This window comes from Aphanizomenon flos-aquae FACHB-1287 (assembly GCF_014698755.1).
GTDB classification, from domain to species: domain Bacteria; phylum Cyanobacteriota; class Cyanobacteriia; order Cyanobacteriales; family Nostocaceae; genus Dolichospermum; species Dolichospermum flosaquae.
In genome coordinates this window covers 33,619-53,295 of sequence record NZ_JACJTO010000012.1, presented here as the reverse complement: position 1 = coordinate 53,295, position 19,677 = coordinate 33,619, and the positions used below count along the sequence as shown (strand labels likewise).

The following is a 19,677-nucleotide window of genomic DNA, read 5'->3' as shown; positions in this document are numbered from 1 at the left end:
AAAATATGCCTTTCCGTCCAAATCCTTACATCATAGGTGTTCCAATTAGAGATCCAAATAAATTTTTTGGACGCGAACCTGAGTTTAGCGATATTAATGATAGTCTTCAAAACAATGAACAACTAATTTTATTATATGGTCAAAGACGGATTGGCAAATCATCTGTAATTGCACAAATTCCTAAAAAATTGAGTCAGAAATTGAGTACAAATGAATTCGTTTTTATCAGTTTCGATTTTAACAGTTTGGATTTTAACGATGAAGAAAATTTGTCTACTCAAAAAATTCTAAGTTTAATTGCGATTGGAATTATAGAAAACCTAGAAACCAATAAGCAAGTTTTAAGCCATTTAGCGGAGAATATTCCTACCAATATTGAGATTTTTTCTCGTGAATTTCTACCAACAGTTTATCAACAATTAGGTAATAAAAAATTGGTTTTGCTATGGGATGAATTTGATGTTTTGACTGAAAGAGATACTGAATTAGATACATATAGTAATAACTTTTGTAATTATATTATTCAATTACTGCAAAAAGATAATAAATTATTTATTATCCCAATAGTAGGAAGACATATATCAAAGTTAGGAAACTTATCTTCTTTCTTCCGAGGATCACCAAATATAGAAATTGGTTTGTTAAATAAAGAGGATACTCAAAAGTTAATTATTCAACCTGATGAGAATATTTTAAACTATGAAGAAGAAGCAATACAAGCAATTTTTCAATTATCCGCAGGACATCCTTATTTTACCCAGTGTATATGTTATGCCATTCATAATCTAGCACGCGATCGCCATACTCCAACAAATGTGCTTCCCCAGAGTATAAATGGTCATGATGTTAAAAGTATTGTAGATAGAGCAATTGGATTAGCTGAAGGTGGTTTAGATTGGTTCTGGCGCGGATTAACTACTGAGCAGCAAGTTATTTTTACAGCAGCAGCAGAGGCTCAAAATATACCTATTAAAGAAAATGAACCTCCCCAGCTAATGCTATTAAGAAACCATGGAATAGAAACAGAATATTTGAAGAAAGCAGACGAACAATTACATGAATATGGTTTTTTAGATAATAACAGGGTTAAGGTAGAATTTGTCCGTCGTTGGTTGGTGAAAAGCCATAAGCTAAAAGATGAAATTAGCAATTTAGAGACAGTTAAACAAGAAAATATTAATAAGCTCTTGTCAGTAGCAGATGATTTGCGAGAACATCATGATACACAGGCGGTACAAACTTATGAACTGGCTTTAAAGCTTAATCCTAATAACTTTAAAACTGTAACATCTTTGGCTGACGAATATTTAAAGATTCAAGAACTTAATAAAGCCTGTGAACTTTACGAACGAGCCTATCATTTCTATTCTTTTATCGGAAATATAAATAAACAACAGTCTGTTTTACAGCCTTTATTAACTGTAGCTGAAAAATACTCAAAGGCAGAAAATTTTGAGCAAGCCTTGGAAATTTACAGACTAGCTAACGAAATTGATAGCGAAAGTAGTAAAGATGGTTTTTTACAGACAATAGAAAATTATGTCCATAAATTGATAATTGCAAGAGAATGGATTAAAGCAACGGAACGATGTCAATTAGGTTTAAAAATTGATCCAAACAGAATATCATTTCAACAAAGATTAAAAGAAATTCAAGCCCTTCGGTCTAACACTAATCTTAACGTTGCGGCTAAATCTTTAAATAAAAAACCTTCTACAATCATGCTCCAATGGCTCAACCGTATTTCAAGACCAATAGCATCTTTAGGATTAGCTGGAGTTGTAGTTATTGGTGTAGGTATTTCCCAAGGTTTGAGAACTTGTCCACCAAGTGAAAGAAAGGCCTTTGGTGTTTTTTGTGTAGCAGATAATAGTAGAATTAGTCGAGGTAATAGCATTTTCTTCTCAGAGATTACTAATACCTATCGTGACAAAGGTATTCAAGCCTTCCAACAAGCTAATTATCAAGAAGCAATTACATTATTTCAACAAGCTGTAGACGCTAATCGCTATGACCCAGAAGTGCTAATTTATTATAATAATTCCCTGGCTCGTCAACAAGGTTCTCCGTTTACCTTAGCAGTAGTTGTATCATTAGACAAAAATAAAACTACTCCTGTAGAAGTATTACGTGGGGTAGCCCAAGCACAAGACCAATTCAATAGGAATAAGGGATTAAACCGCAGATTACTAGAGATTGTAATTGCTAATGATAGCAACACAAAAAAAGCTAAAGAAGTAGCACAAGAACTCACCAAAGATTCTTCCATAATCGGAGTAATTGGACATAATTCTAGTGAAGCTACTCGGCTTGCATTACCAGAATATGAAAAAGCAAAATTAGCACTTGTTTCCCCCACAAGTGCCAGCATTTTTCTAAACAATCCAGTTTTCTTTAGAGCAGTTAATTCTGATGAAAGTACAGGAAAAACACTTGCTGAATACACTTATAAAACTCTGCAATTAAAAAAAGCAGTAGTTTTTGGAAATCCAAGTAGTACATATAGTAATAGTATCAGAGAGATATTCACAAATCAATTTGAAAAACTAGGAGGTGAGGTGGTTCGTAAACCTTTAATTAATTTAACTGCTTCTAAATTTGATCCAGAGAAAGAAGTTACTAACAGTGTCTATGATTATAAGGCAGAAGCAGCGTTATTGTTTCCAGATGCAGATACCATTAATAAAGCTATTCCGATTGCTAAAGAGATTACCAAAATAAACAAAACACTCAAAACCCAAAATCCACCAAGACCAGAATTAAAAATGTTAGCTGGAGATACTCTTTATACAAATGAAACTTTAACCAGCGGTGGCAATAATGTAGAGGGTTTAATAATTGCAGTACCCTGGTTTAGAGAAACATCACAAGCTCAATCTTTTGCCCAAAAATCAGCGCGGAAGTGGGGAGGAGATATTAGTTGGCGGACTGCAACTAGCTTTGATGCAACTCAAGCTTTAATTAAAACTTTATCTAATAATGCAACTCGTGATACAGTATTAAGAGATCTGGAAAATGTCAGTCTGTCCGCAAGTGAAACTTCTGGCTATCCTCTCAGGTTTACCTCAGAAAGAGAGCGTGAAGGTCAATCTATTCTTTTAGAAATTAAGGGGGGTAAATTTGTAGAAATTACTCCATAACAGCTATGAGGTTTTACCGATGAAATTAACACTTTTAGCGGTATTATAAAGGTATGATTAATTCTCTTATGTCTCAAAGGAATCCTTATATTATTGGTCGTCCCATTGACCAACAGTTGTTTTTTGGGCGAGAAAACCTATTTTCGTTCATTCAAGACAGTATTCAACATAATCAAAAGATCATCTGCTTATATGGTCAACGACGCATTGGTAAGTCATCCGTCATTAGGAATATTCCTCATGGCTTGAATGACTTAAATGAGTGTGTTTTTGTTGCATTTAATTTACAATCTTATAGTCAAGAATCGCTAAGTACAATTTTAGTAGTTTTAGCTCAGGAGATAGTTAGTAATCTCTCGTTAGATAATAAAAATATTAAACTACCGGAAATTACAGAGTTAGAATTAGATTTAGGAATTTTTTCTCATGAGTTCTTACCCCAAGTATATCAATTATTAGAAAACAAAAATCTAGTATTGCTACTTGATGAATTTGATGCTTTAATGAATAGTCATGATTCAGAATTATTAGAACAAGTTTATAACTATTTATCCGCACTGATTAATCTTAGCAAAAAACTATTTTTAATTTCATTAATAGAGCAAAGATCGGTAAATAATCACAGAATAAGTAAGCTATTTAAAGATGTACCTAAAAAGGAAATTGGGTTATTAGATGAAGATAGTACAAGAAAATTGATTGTTGACCCAGCGAAAAATAGCCTTGAATATGAGGAAGATGCAATAAAAACCATTTTTGAGCTATCATTAGGACACCCTTATTTTACCCAAGCAATATGTTTTACTATTTTTGGGAGAGCGCGAGAGGAGAATAAATGGACAGTTAATAGTAAAGATGTCAAATTCATTATTAACAAAGCAATTGAATTATCTGAAGCTGGTTTAACATGGTTTTGGGAAGGATTTCCAATTCTAGAAAGGGTTGTTTTTGCAGCAATAGCAGAAGCACAAGAAAATTCAGAGAATTATATTGAATTAATCAGAAAATATAGACCTGAAATAGAAAATAAATTAATTATAGAAACAACAAAAATTCTCAGAGTTAATGATTTTTTAGATCAAGTAAAGGACAGGGTTAAAATAGAATTTGTCCGGCTCTGGATTATACAACGTCACCCACTAAGGGACGAAATTCACGAGTTAGATAAAATTGAGCAAAAAAAAAGTCCTAGTCATATAATTCTACATTCAAAAACTATTAATAGTTCCTTGTCATATCCTGGTGACATTAATATTAATTTACATCAACCAAGTGAAGTTAATACTTCAGCTATTCCCGTAAAGTCTAATTTGATTGTTTTAACTACAATAGCCTCTGCTGTTTTTATTACTGCTAGTCTTCTATTGACAGGTATTTCTCAAATGAAAACTTGTCCAACAGATGAAAGAAAGGAATTAGGTGTTTTTTGTGTAGTAGATAATAGTAGAATTAGTCGAGGTAATAGCACTTTCTTTCCTGAGATTAATAATATCCCTCGTGACAAAGGTATTCAAGCCTTCCAACAAGCTAATTATCAAGAAGCAATTACATTATTTCAACAAGCTGTAGACGCTAATCGCTATGACCCAGAAGTGCTAATTTATTATAATAATTCCCTGGCTCGTCAACAAGGTTCTCCGTTTACCTTAGCAGTAGTTGTATCATTAGACAAAAATAAAACTACTCCTGTAGAAGTATTACGTGGGGTAGCCCAAGCACAAGACCAATTCAATAGGAATAAGGGATTAAACCGCAGATTACTAGAGATTGTAATTGCTAATGATAGCAACACAAAAAAAGCTAAAGAAGTAGCACAAGAACTCACCAAAGATTCTTCCATAATCGGAGTAATTGGACATAATTCTAGTGAAGCTACTCGGCTTGCATTACCAGAATATGAAAAAGCAAAATTAGCACTTGTTTCCCCCACAAGTGCCAGCATTTTTCTAAACAATCCAGTTTTCTTTAGAGTAGTTTATTCTGATAAAAGTGCAGGAAAAACACTTGCTGAATACACTTATAAAACTCTGCAATTAAAAAAAGCAGTAGTTTTTGGAAATCCAAGTAGTACATATAGTAATAGTATCAGAGAGATATTCACAAATCAATTTGAAAAACTAGGAGGTGAGGTGGTTCGTAAACCTTTAATTAATTTAACTGCTTCTAAATTTGATCCAGAGAAAGAAGTTACTAACAGTGTCTATGATTATAAGGCAGAAGCAGCGTTATTGTTTCCAGATGCAGATACCATTAATAAAGCTATTCCGATTGCTAAAGAGATTACCAAAATAAACAAAACACTCAAAACCCAAAATCCACCAAAACCAGAATTAAAAATGTTAGGTGGAGGTATTCTTTATAAGGGTGATATCCTAGACAACGGTAGGAAGAATGTAGAGGGTTTAAGAATTGCAGTACCCTGGTTTGGAGAAACATTACAAGCTCAACCTTTTGCGGAAAAATCAGCGCGGAAGTGGGGGGGAGGTATTAGTTGGCGGACTGCAATTAGCTTTGATGCAACTCAGGCTTTAATTAAAACTTTATCTAATAATGCAACTCGTGATACGGTATTAAGAGGGCTGGAAAATGTCAGTCTGACCGCAAGTGAAACTTCTGGCTATCCTCTCAAGTTTACACCAGAAAGAGAGCGAGAAGGTCAATCTATTCTTTTACAAATTCAACAAGGTCAGTTTACAATGATTCCCAATGATTAAATTAGGTTGTATACAAAAATTATATGTCCCAATCTACCACCGTAACCGTCAAGTTATTTGCTGTTTATCAAGAAGCTTTTGATGTGTCAGAATTAGAATTAGATTTTCCTAATGGTACACCAGTTCAAGCTGTCTGTGATTACTTAATTGCTAAACAACCAAAATTAAGCAAATGGCGGGAAATAACCCGCTTTGGTGTGAATTTACAATTTGTTGAACCAGATACTATTCTCCAAAATGGTGACGAAGTGGTATTAATTCCGCCAGTAAATGGTGGTTAGGAGGAATATATCAAATACATCAAGAAGAAATTAAATATAATTAAATATAATTAAATATGATTAAATATGATTAAATTAACTTTTACAACAATTTTGATAATTTTCCTCACAGCTTGTACTAGTATTGTCTTATTACCCACACCGGAATTAGTGCAAAAAGCCATTGCACTCCAGTTAAAACAAACCCAACAGCAACTTAATCAACAACTAGATTTAAACTTCCAAAAAGTTAACATTCAGCGAATATCTATTACTCAACAACAACCCCTTAGCATTGAAAACCTACCAGCTTATCGGGTAAAGGGAAATTATGACTTTACTGTAAAACTACCAAAACGCAGTTTTAAACAAATAGAAAAACCCTTTGAAGTTTATCTACAAATTCAGAAAGAAGGTAAAAGTTGGCGGTTATTAATACCAGAAAAAAACCGTCAAGATTCTCAACCAAAATGGCATAGTTACTTAATTCTTTAAATGAATAAATTTGATGATCATAGGAATATTATCAGCAAGATAAAATTATTTTATCACTGGAGATAACTTATCCGTAGCAAAATAAATGTACATGATCTGATATAATCAAAAGTCTAACCGGATTAAAAAATATATCAATCTCAGATTTAACCTGTGATATATGCTGGTTTAGGGTTAGACTCTGAATATATGGGAAAAAAAATACTTCTTTCCTTAATTATTGTAAAATTCACTTAACAAACAAAGATTCAGTTTGAGAAAGTGTCATCAGATACAAAGGAGAAATAACAGTGGAAGAAAATAATCAGGATAACAGTGGTAATACGGAACAAACTACCCCAGGGACAATCATAGTCGCCGGAGTGCGTCCCATTACTGCTGGGACTTTACAAGTAGTTGATACCTACAACTCCATGGGAATTCGTCCCATAGGTGCAAATACATTCCAAGTGGTTGATAGTATCAACTTGTCTGGTATTCGTCCCATTGCTTCTAGTGCTTTGGTAATTGCTGAAAACTATTCTATATTTGGAAATCGTCCCATAGCACCAAATACCTTTGATGATTCCGAAATTTTGATGGGTTTTCTAGATTAGTTACACTTTCAATATTATTATCATATCATATTCAACCTGGTTTTATCAAAAAACTAGGTTGTTTTATTAAAAAAAATCCAGGAGTCAAATTCGCTTTATAATTTATTTTTGATTAAAAATTTGTCATGTATCGTGCAATTATTAATTATCAATTACAGATATTAAAAAAGGAGTAGTTTAATTATGCCCAAATCTCCAATTTTGTCCACAGCTTTAAACTTTCAAGAAGATTATCCATGTCCAATATGTCGCGTTGGTAAAATTTCTCAAATGTTAATGATGGAGGCTATGTGCTGTGATTTTTGTAACGAAATTTTCACAGTTAACCTAGAATTACAACAGGTTAAAATGCCTTCTAGAGAACCACCTTTAATTTGGAATTGGAATGGATTTACGTGGACACAAGCACGATTAGAAAATGTGGAATTAGGTTGGGGTTATGGTTTATCTGCAATTGCTTTTATTATTTTACCAACCACTTTAATAGGGGTAACAGCATATTATTTTCCTCCTCGCTCTCATGTTCCCCTCTCATGGATTCCATTGGTTTGGACTGTGTTAACTTTTTTGTCACATTTAGGAATTATTGTTTGGATTTTTATTGAAGTTTATCAAATTCCTATTATGGCATATTTGCGAGCTATTACCAATTGGCAAAATAGATTAAATAGATAAATTTTACCCGTATCAATCCCCTTGAAAATCCTCTTAATTGTGACTTTTAACTTTAGACTTTTAACTTTTGATTTCTTGCTTCAGGTTCTAAGCAAATTTCCTCATCATTTGCTAATAAATTTTGTGCTGCTTCCAACATAGGTGACATAATATCTTTTAAGTCTTCCCGATTATTTAAGTAAGTTTTTAAAGCTTCCATTGGGTCAATACTACTACTAGCAGTTAATTCGGGAATGCGGGGCTTTGCTAATTGACTAACTAATTCAGCTTGAATAGTGTAAGTGTGTGCTATACTTAAAGCTTGGTGTAAGGAAGAGTTATCAATTAAATCCAATTGTTCTGACCGCAATTTGTAAATTAATCGCACTACATTATCTTGAATATCATATTTACCAATTCCTTTTAATAATGCCTTTTGGGGATCATCTTGCTTAGATAAATCTACCTCAATAGTCCGAAACGTTCGCACAGGTAGGGGACAAAATTCCCAATTTACCTTTCCCCGTTCTAAATCTATCATGACATAACCTTTATCTTCCTTCTCCTCGCTAAAATCCACCCGTTCAATACTTCCGGGATAAATTACCGGTGGGTCATTAGATTTATTTAGGTTTTGATGCCTATGGACATGACCTAAAGCCACATAATCAAAACATGGTCGAGTTAATAAAGATAAAGGTAAAGTAAAACCTTTCCCCACAGCCAATAAACGTTCTGCTCCTAAAGTAGCATTATCAGCCATTAAATGGGCTAAAAGCACCGTTGGTATATGCGGGTCAAGCCGGCGAATTTCTCCTTCTATAACCACCTGTAAACGGTCTGTAAGGAGTTGGTTTACTTCTGCTAGAGAAGAACCTTGAGTCTCTTGACGGGTCATTAAGGTAGAACGAGTTAGCCAAGGAAGAGTAATTATTTGCACATCTCCGTTACGGGTAGAGAGACGATGAGTAGTTAAAGTATCACCAACCACAAACCCAGGTACACCCAAAGTCCGGTAAATATTTAAACTAGCACCTCCCACACCTTGGGAATGCTGGTCATGATTTCCCACTAATAATACAGTAGGAATATCAGCAGCTACCAAACGCCGAAATTGATTAGCAAAAGCTTCTTGAATATAGGGTGCTGGTGTGGCGTTCGGGAAAGCATCACCACCAAATAAAACCAAGTCTACATGATCAGCGATCGCTCGGTCAATACATAAAGATAATGTTTTGACAAAATCCTCTAGTCGTGTATTTAAACCTGTAGCTGGATTAACGCGTCCGTGGGAAAAACCGCTACCAATATGGATATCTGAAAGATGAAGAATTTTCATAGTTTGTCAGTTGTTCTTTGTCAGTGGTCAGTGGTCAGTTGTTCTTTGTTCTTTCTGAAATGTTACCAATGGAGTTAAGATAGGCGTTTAACCTGGGAGACAGTTCATCAATGATTGGTTTTAGCCTATTTACTTCTTCATTAGTTAATAAATTTCGTTTATAAGCTCTTCTTAACCAATGCCTAGTTTCATTTAAAGAACCTCTTGCTATCCTAACGAAACGGCGATTATCCTGAAAATTGTATCTTCCACAACCTTCTGCAATATTTGCGCCAATACTATCAGCAGAACGTACTAACTGCTTACCAATTGTTGCTTTAGGAAACTCCTCCCAATGAAGAATGATATTCCAAATTTGATCAGCTAGTTTCTCTGCTAATTGATAAACTTGCAAATTCTCAAAGTTGGATTTCGCCATTTTTTCAACTAACAACTGACCACTGACCACTAACAACTGACCACTGACCACTAACAACTAACCACTAACAACTAACCACCGACAACTAACTAAATGTGAATTCCACACTCAGTTTTTTCACTTCCTCTCCAACGTCCAGCACGTTCGTCTTCACCGTCAGCGACCTTGGTGGTAATAGGTTCGTCACCAATACTAGGATAACCTTCGTCATGGAGAGGGTTGTAAATTACCTTATGTTCAGCTACATAAGCCCAGCTTTGTTTGCGTGTCCAAGTAGCTAGAGGGTTAATTTTTAATCTCCCTTTACCATCTAATTCAAATACAGGCATATTAGCACGAGTCACAGCTTGATCACGACGGCGACCTGTAATCCAAGCTACAGTTTCTAATTCGTCCAAACCCCGGAGAAGTGGTTCAATTTTGGTAATGTCGTGGAATTTAGCAATATCTGTATCCCAGAGGGCTTCACCAAATTTAGCAGTAAAAGCCTCACGACTATCTACATCTGGTGTTTTATAGGTTTTCAAGTCTAGATTATAGATTTCCTTGGCTTGAGCAACCAATTCTAGGGTTTGAGGGAAGTGATAAAGGGTATCAAGGAAAATAACCGGGACTGGATGCTGAAGTACATTGTAGAAAATATGTGTTAGGATGACATCATCTACGTTGAACGCGCTGGTTTGTACTAATCCTGTGGGGATATTTTGCACAGACCAGGCTAAAATTTCTGTGGGAGTTGCGATTTCAAATTGCTGATTTAGTGATTCTAAGTCAAAAGCAGTAGAAGTTGTCATGATCTTTCTCTAAAATAAAGATTTTTTACTTTTATTAAATTTCATATTATCGTATCAAGTCACATATCCCCCTGGATAATTGAGGAAATAAAGCAGACCGTAGTTTGTAGCGGAGGAGGGGACTTTGGGAAAAGATATTTCCAACTGACAACTAACAACTGACAACTGACCTAATTATGTAGTATTTTGATTGCAAGTCTGTTTAAGGATTCATCCCATGCAACAGTTACTCAAGCAATTATTTAGTAACCAAAATTTCTTTATCCGTCTGATTTTACCTGTATTGGTAATGGTCATGGCCAGTACGATGTTCATTTTACCTGCTTCCGCTACTGGTGTATACGAAATGCCCAGTTTTACAGCAGATACTTGGATTTTAGATCAAGGTGATGTGATTAGCCGATTGAATGAAGGTGAGATTAGTAAGGCTTTCAAGGATTTGGCTCAGGAAACTGGCTATGAAGCCAGAATTGTAACTATTCACCGTCTCGACTACGAGGAAACACCGGAAAGTTTTGCTAAGGGACTATTTACTAAATGGTTTCCTACCGCAACAGCACAAGCTAATCAGGTATTATTACTTGTTGATACTGTTACTAATGGAACTGCTTTAGTTAGTGGAGATCAGATTAAGTCTTTGTTAACTGATTCTATCGCTCAGAGTGTAGCTGAGGAAACATTAGGTACAGCATTGCGTGAGGGTAATAAATACAACCAAGGATTCTCAGATGTGAGCGATCGCTTAGTTGCGGTTTTATCTGGTAAAACAGATCCAGGTCCACCACAGATTAAGGAAACGGTAAAGGTAGAAGGAACTTTCACGAAAGCGGAAGAAACTAATCAAGGTAATGCTACTGCTTGGGTTATCGGGTTATTAATTGCCGCTACCGTCATCCCCATGGCTACATATTACATTTATTTAGTGTTTCAAAAACCACCATCTCAGAAATCTGAGGAATAAGTGATTGGGGATTGGGAATAGGTAATTGGTATTTCCCATGGTCGTGGGGGACAGAGTTTTTTAATCTTAGGGAACAGGGAATAAATTAGTGTGTGCTTCATTAGACCGGGGAAAAATACAAATGAGAATAAGCGATAGCGAAGCACTGTCCAGAAATCGCTTATTTCAATGTCTAAAATTTATGCAAATCCCATGGCTTCTGCAACAGCTTTTACATCTGCCGCAATCCCCTGTTTAAACTGAGCATGACTGTGTTTAATAGCCGTATCTGGATCTTTTAAACCATTACCAGTAAGAACACAGACCACTGTTGCTCCCGTGGGAACTTCATCTTTTACTTGTAATAATCCTGCCACAGAAGCCGCACTAGCAGGTTCACAGAAAATCCCCTCCGATGATGCTAATAGCCTGTAAGCATCGAGAATTTCTTCATCAGTCACAGCCCGGAAACTCCCCTGACTGGCCGTTTGCGCCGCAATAGCCTGAGACCAACTGGCAGGATTACCAATTCTAATGGCTGTAGCCAGGGTTTCTGGATGTGCCACAGGTTGACCATTCACCAAAGGTGCAGCCCCAGCAGCTTGAAAACCCATCATTTTTGGTAGACGATCGCATTTACCATGTTGATGGTATTGACAAAAACCCATCCAATATGCTGTAATATTACCGGCATTTCCCACCGGAATACATAGCCAATCAGGAGCATTACCTAAAACATCAACAACTTCAAAAGCACCAGTTTTTTGCCCTTCTAAGCGGTACGGATTTACAGAATTTACCAACGTAATCGGATATTGATCCGCCATTTCCCGGACAATTTCCAGAGCGCGGTCAAAATTGCCCTGAATTGCCAGGACTTCCGCCCCATACAGTAGCGCTTGTGCCAACTTTCCCAAAGCTACATAACCATCAGGAATTAACACAAAGGGACGCATCCCTCCTCTTTTAGCATAGGCAGCAGCAGCGGCGGAGGTATTACCAGTGCTGGCACAAATTACAGCCTTAGCTCCAGACTCTGCTGCTTTAGAAATTGCCATTGTCATCCCTCGGTCTTTAAAACTACCAGTAGGATTAAGACCATCATATTTAACATACACCTTAACCTGTCTGCCAATCTGTTCAGCGATCGCTGGCACAGGAATTAAAGGTGTGTTACCCTCTAAGAGAGTTACTACAGGGGTTTTCGCGCTGACAGGTAAGTATTCACGATAGGCTTCTATCAGCCCTGGCCAAGGTTGGCAATAAGATTTAGCAGCAGACGGGCTCAAAATCACGGGATTCAAAATTTCTTAATTAAGGATTTGGGATTGGGAATGCTTGTGTTATGAGTATCCCACTTTTCAATTCTATATGTTTAGTTGTGGAACACTGTCATGATAATCGAAGACTTTGATTACCATGTTGATAAACTACCAGAGCAGATAACGAAAACTATATAATATCTTTACAAAGATGGGGATAAATATATTATACTATCCCTAGATGGTGTGAGTTAAGTTTTTAATGGTAACAACTATGTCTACTATGTCATCCAGTGTTTCCGAATGCGAATCCCACGCTAACTTAGTTAAAAAGTTAACGAAGGCTTACTATCGGGACGATCAACAAGTGAAGTTCATGGACTTGCAAGCAGAAATAGATTCTCTTTTAAAGCAATTGCAAAGTCTCAAAAGCGAACAAGTGGCAACTTCTAGCGACAAAGAATAACCTATCTTTCTGATAACTATTCAAATCGCTGACGAGTTTGTGACCACAGTTCCAAACTATATCCCTGTTTTTTTTCTACCAGTAACGCTAGAGATTGATCATCGGTAAGTTGAGCGATCGCTATTAGCGTTTGCTGGTTTGCACGGGCAAAATCACTATAAATCACCTTACTATCCGCTGAAAAGATTATAGTCCGGGGGAGTGCTTGATTTTCTGCCTGTTTTGAATAATTAATACCGGACTGATTTAAAGATGCTATAGCTGTAGCAGAAATAGTAACGACAATCTCCTGCTGTTCGTCATTAGTTACATCAGTTAACTGGACCGGCCAATCACCCATTTTTTCAAGAATTGCCTGTAAACTGGGAATAGCGCCGACTACCATATCACCGGACTGTTGTAATTTTTGCCATATAATTGGCAGCATTGACGCTACTAGCTGGGGTTTTTGTTGGTACAATGCCTTGATAGATACCGGAGACGGTTCTACCCATTTCAGTGCATCCGCAGTCAGAGCTAAAGGTTGAGGTTGAAAAGAATTAACCTTGCTTTCAGGAAGAGCAGAACCCAAAATCAACAGCCGTAAACCCTGATCTTGCACTTGTATAGCCTTAATAGTAGCAGTAGTAACTTCCTGTTCTCCATTAGATTTCCAGACAATAATTTGTATACTTTGGTCAGAACTAATACCCAAAATTTTCCGCCAAAATTTTCGAGGTTGGTTTTTGAATTGGTGAAAATTAGTAAACGGATAATTTAACCAGCTTGTACCATTTTGAAATGCACTAACTTCCACCCGATACCAAACTTGATTATCAGTAATTTTTAAATCAGTTTGCAAGAATATTGGCAACCAATCCTGCTGATTAATTCGACTAATTTGTTTGACAGTGCCAATAATTCGACTTTGACGAGGATTTGCTTTGTCGTCATCAAGTTTGGTTAAAATGTCTTGAATATATTTGAGTGTTTCCGGGTTAATATTCGGTTGTGCTTGCAACCAAGAATTAGTTCTTTCTTCCCCCCGGTGCACCTTAAACATTAATGCAACCCAAGCTAAAACAGCGCGACGACTAGGATTAAGTCGCAAAGCTACAGCAGCACGATTCCAAATTCTACCTTTATCTGTTTGTAGTAAATTAGTAACTTCTTGACCATAATCAGGTAAATTTTCCAAGACCTGTAAAGCTTTTTCCCAACGACCATCAATAATATCTACTATTACTTGTTCTTCAGGACTAGCCCAACTTTTTTCAGCTTGCACTTTCGTAAATTCAGAATGTAACCGAATCACATCTATTTGTCCCTGTGCTGCTCCTGAAAAAGGCTGTTGACGTTGTTTTTCTAAAGATTTCAACCATGTAAAAGCAGGAGTCCAAAGTCCATTTCTAGCCAATAATATAGAATGCTCAAAAGCAAATTCATTAACTGCGGGTTTTTGGAAATTAATTGCTTCTAAATAAATAGAATTAGCTGGTAACTGACCAGATTTGATTTGATAAACTTGGAAATTTGGCTCTAAAGATATCGTTTGATCAATAATTAATTCTTTAGTATCATTACCCGTTATCTGTTGCCATTTAGGTAATTGACCATTTCCAGTTTTCCATGATAACATTTGTTGTAAACTTTTCAGAGTCGGATTGTAATAAAAAACTTGACCATAGATAATATTATTATTGTCTTTTTTGTGTTCACCTCGCAAATAAAACCAAAATCCTGGAGATAGATTAGTATCTGTAAAAGTTTTTACATTAGTTAAAGGTAAATGTACCATTGCTTCCTGATTGTCTGAATCAGAAATGGCTGTCACAGCAGGAGACTCTATAAAAGTTTTCGATAGACCGATAATAGGCAATTTGGTAATTAAATAGTAGTATTTTTCTGATTGATATTTATACTCTAAATCCTGATCACGTTGATAAATTCTCAGTTCTACCAATTTTTGACAATGAGATTGACAATTAGTCCGTTTTTGGAAAATTGGTAATAAAAAAGAGTCTTCTGACTGGTTATCTAAAGGCAGAGTTGCACCAGCTAGACGTTGTTTTTGAGTTAAATCAAGTTGAATAGCGGTAAGTGTTTGAGGTCGTTCTCGCTTACCTGTAGATATTTTTACCCCTTGTGGTAAATATTTATTCACCCAGATAACCTGGGCAGGATTTAAGATATAAAGAAAACTCAACCAACCAAGACCAATAATTACACCAGCAATACCTAACAACAGGCCTAGCGTCAAGGTAGACCATAACCAACTATACCGTTGAGAGGGTTTCGGCATTTTTTTAACATTTTTATTCGTTACACCTTGAGGAGGCTGGTTTAGCCTAGGGGATTTTCTTCTGTATTTGCGCGGTTTGTTGATCATTTGACTATTACTAGCACTACTAATTTAAGGTTGTCCAAAATTGTCAATGATAAATTTTGACAAACTTAGCGCAATTTTGCTAGTGTAATCGGGTAAAACTTAAAACTTCACCTATTAATTTTATACTCTTGAGCCATGTAGTAAAACAGGCGATAATACTTTTTAAATTCCTGACTGTCGCTTTGTCCTTGCCAGAAATATTCTAATTTCTCTTGAGTAATGGTCAACTTAATTACAGTCACCTTTTCCCTAACTTCTACCGTCAAGACACTAAAAACCCCTTGATTAGTGCGAAAATTATATACTTTTCCTTGGGTTTTCCTTGAAAATTTTAATAAGGGCTTACTGGCATAATAGCGAATTTCTAGGTTTTTCTTGTTTGGTAAAACTAACACAACTCCATCACTATTGTCTGGGTTTTTTAATTCCTGCCAAGTATTGGGGTAGGGAAACTCAAAACCATAACGATTATTTTTATATGTCTTCCATCTTACATCTTTAACTTGGAAATCATTATCAATGCACCCCCAAAGCATTAAGTATAAGCCAATACTTAAAGTAGTGGTACATAGTATTTTTTGTACGTAAGGTGCACCCATAACAAAATAACCGGTTGAAAAGGAGAACAGAAAAGAGTAATTTTGCCTATGAACCTAAATTACCATGTTAATGTGGGGAATTTCGCAAAATATCCCTGAAAACCTTTTTCTTTTGTGATCTTCGCTCCTTTGTGGTTCATTATTTTGTAATTTGCGGGTAAGTTCTAAATGTGCCTAAAAATGGAAATTATTGCCTCTTAGTATGACGATAATGTAGAGACGTTCCATGAAACGTCTCTACGAAGTGGTTTACCTAAAGGATATCAGAAGCTACTAAATGGTAAAGTTATTGAGTCCTAAAGTACCAGTTAAACCCGTTACTTCAATAGATGCTAAGTCTCTGATAATAGCATTACTAAAGAGACTAGAATCAATTTTGCTTTGAAGATTGCCACCAAAATTAATGCCAGTCAATGTTTGCCCGGCGGTCAAGTTGACCGCATAGGGAGCGGTAGGAGAGGTTTGTATCCAGCCTGTTTGATTCACTTCCCGGATGGCATATTCTCCTGGTCCTAAGTTGCTGAAGGTATATTGACCGTTAGCGTTAGTAACTGTCGAAAGTTCCCAAGGATCTAATCCTCCATTGGCAACGCTATCAATGTAAATTGTCCAACCAGCTAAGGCTCGTTCACCCGTGTCCCAGTCACCATTACCATTAACGTCGTTCCATTTACTACCTTGGATGCTTCCAAGTGGAGTTTTAATGCCTCCATCTTGAAGTGCTAAGTCCGCTATTTGCTTTGCTCCTTTAAGAAAGCCTTCATCCCCCGTCACCACAAAATCGAAAACCCCACCATTTAAAAAAGCGCCCTCAGCAATACCAAATTTCCGTGCCGTTGCGAAAGCGTTTGCTACTCCTTGGGGATTTTTTTCTGCTAAAGTGTTTAAGGAGACATAATTAGCGGGAAAACTTTGATCAGCAAATGTCTGTGTCCCGAAAAGGGATTCTTGCTGAGTAATCCGCCAACTATCTGCATAAGTTGTATGTATTGTTTTAACGGATGGATTAGATCCCAAGTCAGTGCCATTACGCAGAGCAAAATCATTGGTACTATCACCATCACCATTACCTAAAAGCCCTTGCAGCGAGCCCGCACGATCATCAGCAGGATTGACATTAATATCAATGTAGCTTCCATTATCAAAGGCAATCACTACATCATTATCATCAGTGGTGGAGATATCACCATCTAAACCTGCATAAGTGAATGTGTAGTTATTACCTGATCGCTGGATTTTGCTACTACTCAGAAATACACTTTGACCACTTGCTAAGTTATAGGTCACTCCGTCAATTTTGAGTTCTTTACCAACTGCAAGCTCTGAGTCATAAACAACATTGTAACCGTCTATCGTTATCGCAAAAGCTGTATTAACAGAAACTGTGGTGCTATTATTCCAAGCCTTTTGACGGGTTTGAACTTGAAAATCATCAGTTAGAGATTTGACAAGAATAAACTCCCCAACTGCTTGAAAATCATAGGGTTTTCCATCAAAAGTCTGAAGATGCACATCTCCCCAGCCGTGACCTTGACCGACTACAGGCCTAGAGGTGAAAAAGATCGAGAAATCTTGACCTGTCGTAACTGGCACTGAACCCAGTGAACCAGAAACATAAACATTAAAACTGGTGTCCGCTGAAGAGAAAAAGTGGGCTGGAAAATAAATCTGTTGTATGTATTCAACAGCACCAGCACCAGTAATCGAATCCACACCAGCACCACCAGCAATGCTGTTTTGTCCTATAAATCTATTATTGACCGGAACACCATTGAATGGCGTGCTAAAGGGCGTGTACAAATTTATACCTTGCAATAGAAAAGTCAAGTTAGCATCTGTATCGGTGGTGCTAGGAGTTCCTGTCCAAACTAAGGTAACTTTAACAGGACTAAAGGGAGAACGAGATAACCTACCCACGTTTAACTGTGTACCCTTGAATGTATCCTCTGCCAGTAAATATCTTAGTCCTAGGTTACCACCACTAGCATTTCCTAGCGCATTTGCAAATTCGCTTGCAGCAGCATAATTAGCTGTATCCGCAGTTTCCCATACATTCGGATTGAGTCCATTCGTAGATGTGTGGATAAGTAACCCTTTTTCTGTAGAATCAAGAGTTCTAATAACTGTATCGTTTACATTAGCAGTATATGGTGCTACAGTGTTAACTCCACCACCTGGATTGCCCGCTATTGGTGTGTAAGGCGTATTTAGCGAAAAAGTAGCTGCGAAGAGTACATTTTTGAAGCGAGACCTGAATGTAGGTGAACTCACTGGTGAAAATGCAGTTTTTACGTTTTCATAAAGAAAGTTATCTTTATTGTCTTGAACCATCAAAAGGTTTTGAGACCATGACAAGTCGACTGAAGCGATATTCTGCTCTACCTCAATACTCTGTCCATCTATGGTAATTGTTGCCCAGTCATTCTCACTGTTCAAAGTGTGTAATGTCACAGCACTGAGAATATTACCACGCACCAAGTTAGAAAAAATGTCTCCCTCATCACCAGCGCTATCTTTCTGATTGATATGAGCATCAATAAAATGCCCGTATTCTTCTAACAAAACCGCAATAATGTCTATATCCGTAGCTGTATCAAGAAAATCAGAAGCGAGATAAATCTTATTCGTGCTAGTCCCATAAGCGCCATTAGCATTACCAAGAATGCTACTATCAAGGATTTCAATTTGCGGAAATGAACTAAAATCACCTACAAGCCATTGAGAACGGAGATTTGTGACTACTGTATGGTCATATTGTGTACCAAATGCTATTTCGAACAAATTCCAGAAGTCATTCAAACCAGCAAAGTTTTTCAGTTGGTTATAGGTCTTGTTGAGAGTGGCCTGAAGAAGATTAGTCATAACATCCTTTCCATCAACTACTTGTTTGCATTTACATTTAATCGATCAAGACTTATGAGACTGGCACTAGCGATCGCCCGGATACATGAAAGTAATCGCTACCCAGTAGCGTAGATGATCTTTGCGGAAATAATTTTTTTAGGAAATAATTTTTAACACAAGGTTTAGTCCTCGGATTAATATGTATTTAATATTTCTTTATTTTTCTATGTAAATCCTGATTAATGACTATTTATTAAGAAATGTAACAAAATAGCCATTAAAACGGCTTACCATCTTGACAACCAAAAAAAGAACAGATAGAGTGATATGCATACCCGGGTAAGACCACTAAAAGTTGTATGCAAACTAAGCAAAAGGTTACGTTATATTTATCACCGGAACTGCACAGAAGACTTAAAATTCGTTCTGCTGTTGACTCAGAACCGATGTCAGACCTTGCGGAACGCGCACTTAATTTCTACCTGACGAACTCAGAATTAGTAGAAGAAATAGAAGCGTCTTCTCATGGGCGAACTCACCGGATTTATTCCTGCCCAAGCTGTGAATCTTCACTGGTATTACGTGATAGTCAACTAGTGAACTTGGGTAATCAACCAGGAGTAATCGGTCAAAATCATCTATCTATTGATGGTAGAGAAAAAGATGAAACCCTTCCCTTGGGAGAGGAAGAATTAGTTCCTTGTTAGATAGGAATTATTAATGATTAATCTATAGTCTGGCTTAACACCACGCCGTCATTGCTGTCTCTAATAAGGTCTCAAGTAGGT

General features: G+C 36.6%; 16 protein-coding genes. 9 read left to right on the top strand and 7 right to left on the bottom strand.

Annotation, left to right across the window (positions count from 1 at the left end; translation table 11 throughout):
• Nucleotides 1–5: 5 nt before the first annotated feature.
• From H6G44_RS08095 to H6G44_RS08070, 6 genes are all read left to right on the top strand, one after another.
• Complete coding sequence (locus H6G44_RS08095; RefSeq protein ID WP_190385981.1) at nucleotides 6–3,140, top strand: ABC transporter substrate-binding protein; 3,135 nt, start codon at nucleotides 6–8, stop codon at nucleotides 3,138–3,140.
• 53 nt (nucleotides 3,141–3,193) lie between these two features.
• A complete protein-coding gene (locus tag H6G44_RS08090) occupies nucleotides 3,194–5,854 on the top strand; it encodes an ABC transporter substrate-binding protein (protein WP_190385980.1) in 2,661 nt (886 codons plus the stop codon).
• Nucleotides 5,855–5,877: 23 nt separating this feature from the next.
• Nucleotides 5,878–6,135 carry a MoaD/ThiS family protein gene (locus H6G44_RS08085; RefSeq protein ID WP_190385979.1) on the top strand — a complete coding sequence of 86 codons (258 nt, stop codon included), beginning with the start codon at nucleotides 5,878–5,880 and terminating at the stop codon, nucleotides 6,133–6,135.
• A gap of 66 nt (nucleotides 6,136–6,201) precedes the next feature.
• The gene (locus tag H6G44_RS08080; RefSeq protein ID WP_190385978.1) at nucleotides 6,202–6,609 is read left to right on the top strand and encodes a hypothetical protein; all 408 of its coding nucleotides are present in this window, start codon (nucleotides 6,202–6,204) and stop codon (nucleotides 6,607–6,609) included.
• 290 nt (nucleotides 6,610–6,899) lie between these two features.
• A complete protein-coding gene (locus tag H6G44_RS08075; protein ID WP_190385977.1) occupies nucleotides 6,900–7,205 on the top strand; it encodes a hypothetical protein in 306 nt (101 codons plus the stop codon).
• A 183-nt stretch (nucleotides 7,206–7,388) separates the two neighbouring features.
• A complete protein-coding gene (locus H6G44_RS08070) occupies nucleotides 7,389–7,880 on the top strand; it encodes a hypothetical protein (RefSeq protein ID WP_190385976.1) in 492 nt (163 codons plus the stop codon).
• Nucleotides 7,881–7,932: 52 nt separating this feature from the next.
• On the opposite strand, the gene sbcD is transcribed toward H6G44_RS08070, so the two are convergent.
• From sbcD to cysH, 3 genes are all read right to left on the bottom strand, one after another.
• A complete protein-coding gene (gene sbcD / locus H6G44_RS08065; RefSeq protein WP_190385975.1) occupies nucleotides 7,933–9,198 on the bottom strand; it encodes an exonuclease subunit SbcD in 1,266 nt (421 codons plus the stop codon).
• A 34-nt stretch (nucleotides 9,199–9,232) separates the two neighbouring features.
• Complete coding sequence (locus tag H6G44_RS08060; protein WP_190386019.1) at nucleotides 9,233–9,616, bottom strand: four helix bundle protein; 384 nt, start codon at nucleotides 9,614–9,616, stop codon at nucleotides 9,233–9,235.
• An 89-nt stretch (nucleotides 9,617–9,705) separates the two neighbouring features.
• Complete coding sequence (gene cysH, locus H6G44_RS08055) at nucleotides 9,706–10,410, bottom strand: phosphoadenosine phosphosulfate reductase (RefSeq protein ID WP_190385974.1); 705 nt, start codon at nucleotides 10,408–10,410, stop codon at nucleotides 9,706–9,708.
• 217 nt (nucleotides 10,411–10,627) lie between these two features.
• Here cysH and psb32 point away from each other — a divergent pair, with 217 nt between their 5' ends.
• Entirely contained in the window at nucleotides 10,628–11,371 is a 744-nt protein-coding gene (gene psb32, locus H6G44_RS08050; protein ID WP_190385973.1) for a photosystem II repair protein Psb32, read from the top strand.
• A gap of 179 nt (nucleotides 11,372–11,550) precedes the next feature.
• On the opposite strand, the gene thrC is transcribed toward psb32, so the two are convergent.
• A complete protein-coding gene (thrC, locus tag H6G44_RS08045) occupies nucleotides 11,551–12,645 on the bottom strand; it encodes a threonine synthase (RefSeq protein ID WP_190385972.1) in 1,095 nt (364 codons plus the stop codon).
• Between the two features lie 241 nt (nucleotides 12,646–12,886).
• Between thrC and H6G44_RS08040 the strand changes: the two genes are divergently transcribed.
• On the top strand, nucleotides 12,887–13,078 hold the full coding sequence (locus tag H6G44_RS08040) for a hypothetical protein (protein WP_190385971.1): 192 nt from the start codon (nucleotides 12,887–12,889) through the stop codon (nucleotides 13,076–13,078).
• Nucleotides 13,079–13,094: 16 nt separating this feature from the next.
• Here H6G44_RS08040 and H6G44_RS08035 read toward each other — a convergent pair whose 3' ends face one another.
• The 3 genes from H6G44_RS08035 to H6G44_RS08025 all read right to left on the bottom strand — a co-directional run bounded on the left by H6G44_RS08035 (nucleotide 13,095) and on the right by H6G44_RS08025 (nucleotide 18,907).
• Nucleotides 13,095–15,359, bottom strand: a complete 2,265-nt coding sequence (locus H6G44_RS08035) for a hypothetical protein (protein ID WP_242031683.1) — start codon at nucleotides 15,357–15,359, stop codon at nucleotides 13,095–13,097.
• Nucleotides 15,360–15,553: 194 nt separating this feature from the next.
• Entirely contained in the window at nucleotides 15,554–16,045 is a 492-nt protein-coding gene (locus H6G44_RS08030; protein WP_190385969.1) for a hypothetical protein, read from the bottom strand.
• A gap of 273 nt (nucleotides 16,046–16,318) precedes the next feature.
• Nucleotides 16,319–18,907: a VWD domain-containing protein gene (locus H6G44_RS08025; protein WP_190385968.1), complete on the bottom strand. Its 2,589-nt coding sequence runs from the start codon at nucleotides 18,905–18,907 to the stop codon at nucleotides 16,319–16,321.
• 341 nt (nucleotides 18,908–19,248) lie between these two features.
• Here H6G44_RS08025 and H6G44_RS08020 point away from each other — a divergent pair, with 341 nt between their 5' ends.
• Nucleotides 19,249–19,596: a hypothetical protein gene (locus H6G44_RS08020; RefSeq protein WP_190385967.1), complete on the top strand. Its 348-nt coding sequence runs from the start codon at nucleotides 19,249–19,251 to the stop codon at nucleotides 19,594–19,596.
• Nucleotides 19,597–19,677: the final 81 nt, after the last annotated feature.